The organism is Empedobacter sp. UBA7252 (genome assembly GCF_002472765.1).
In the GTDB taxonomy this organism is placed as follows: Bacteria; Bacteroidota; Bacteroidia; order Flavobacteriales; family Weeksellaceae; genus Empedobacter; species Empedobacter falsenii_B.
The window spans coordinates 11868-13533 of the sequence record NZ_DKSQ01000022.1; the positions used below are offsets into that span (position 1 = coordinate 11868).

At 33.0% G+C, this 1666-nt stretch carries 3 protein-coding genes; all 3 read left to right on the forward strand.

Going from position 1 to position 1666, the window contains the following annotated elements; all coding sequences use genetic code 11:
- A partial coding sequence (locus tag B2X73_RS03965) for a DUF6909 family protein (RefSeq protein ID WP_414647157.1) occupies positions 1-253 on the forward strand: 253 nt, incomplete at its 5' end.
- Positions 254-258: 5 nt separating this feature from the next.
- On the forward strand, positions 259-1263 hold the full coding sequence (locus tag B2X73_RS03970) for a Gfo/Idh/MocA family protein (protein ID WP_291052149.1): 1005 nt from the start codon (positions 259-261) through the stop codon (positions 1261-1263).
- Positions 1244-1639 (forward strand): acyl-CoA thioesterase, encoded by a 396-nt coding sequence (locus B2X73_RS03975; protein WP_038336752.1) that lies wholly within the window; start codon positions 1244-1246, stop codon positions 1637-1639. The genes B2X73_RS03970 and B2X73_RS03975 overlap by 20 nt, the downstream gene beginning before the upstream one ends.
- Positions 1640-1666: the final 27 nt, after the last annotated feature.

A 1666-nucleotide genomic window follows, 5' to 3' on the forward strand; every position in this document is an offset into this window, starting at 1 on the left:
AGAGTATTTCAAGAATTCGTCTTTCCAAGCAATTGGATTAGAAATGGAAGGAGCGCATTACCAAAAAGCGATTCAGGTTGCGTCAAAAATTAGACATCACATCGATAAAGATGTTAAAGTAATGTACGCATATTACGCTTCAGATAATCCATTAGAAACAGGAAGTACATTGGCTTCTGGAGGTTTAGGATTAACAGGTGTAAAACCAACATATCTAATCACACAAAAGATATTAGAAAAAATTATTAAATAAATTCAATGAAGAATTTTTCCATTTTAGGCTACGGTCATATTGGACGTGTACATCAACAAGCGATAGAGGAAACGGAAAACGCACATTTAATTTCGGTGATTGATTTTAATTTACCAGAAGATTTACCTTTCAAAGGTTATTCAACACTTGAAAGTTTTTTGAACGAAGATCAAGAAACTGATGTTGTTGTGATTGCTACGCCAAATGGTTTGCACCGCGAACATGCGATTCGTTGTTTAAAAGCTGGGAAAAATGTTTTGATTGAAAAACCAATTGCATTAACTGTAGAAGATGCAAAGGAAATATTGAAAGTTGCGGAAGAGAAAAATCTTAGAGTTTTTACGTCGATGCAACTTCGTTTTTCTCCAGTTGTGCAATATGTAAAGAATTTGATTGACAATAATTCGTTAGGAAAAGTTTTCATGGTGAATATTAATTGCTATTGGAATCGTAACAAGAATTATTACAAGTTGCGCGAATGGCACGGAAACCAAGAAATGGACGGAGGTGTTTTGTTTACTCAATTTTCACATTTTGTTGATATCATGAATTTTTGGTTTGATGAGGTAATTTGTACAAATTCTAAAAGTTTCAATTTTACACATCAAGAAGTGACAGAATTTGATGATTCGGGTTGTGTTGATTTTACGGCTGATGGAGCAATCGGACATATGATTTATACAACGTCAGTTTTCAATAAAAATTTCGAAAGTAATATCACGCTTATTGCGGAGAAAGGAACAATTAAGATTGGAGATCAATATCTTAATCAAATGATTTATTCTGATTTAAAAAATGTGTGTTGTTCAAACAAAATTTCTACTGAACAAAAGAATTTTCATCCCAACGCCATTACCGAGATTTCTGATGCGTTAATTCGTCACAATGAATCTTTGTTAGATGGAAAATATGCTGTAAATTTAGTTAAGTTTATTTCGGATGCGAATCATTTGGCAACAGAAAATAAACAAGAACTTAAAACAGAGAACTATGAAATTTCACACTCGTAAATGGGTAAAACCCGAAGATCTTAATCCAAATAAAACACTTTTTGGAGGAAAACTTTTGGCTTGGATTGATGAAGAAGCGGCGTTATATAGCATTGTGCAATTAGAAAATTCACATGTTGTAACTAAATATATGTCGGAAATCAACTTTATGGCTTCGGCGCGTGAAGGTGATATTGTAGAAATAGGAATTGAGGTGGTGAAATTTGGAACAACTTCATTGGTTTTACAATGTGAAGTACGTAACAAAATGACGCATGAAACCATTATTACAGTCGATCGAATTACAATGGTAAATTTAGATGCAGAAGGAAAACCAAAACCGCACGGGAAAACACAAATAGAATATGTGGTGGATCGTTTAGCTGGAAAAGGTTAAAAAATTATAAAAATAAAAAAGTCGAAA

What these genes read in the sequence shown, in the direction of transcription:
- B2X73_RS03970 (WP_291052149.1), top strand. Translation starts at nt 259, where the DNA reads ATGAAGAATTTTTCCATTTTAGGCTACGGTCATATTGGACGTGTACAT.
- B2X73_RS03975 (WP_038336752.1), top strand. Translation starts at nt 1,244, where the DNA reads ATGAAATTTCACACTCGTAAATGGGTAAAACCCGAAGATCTTAATCCA.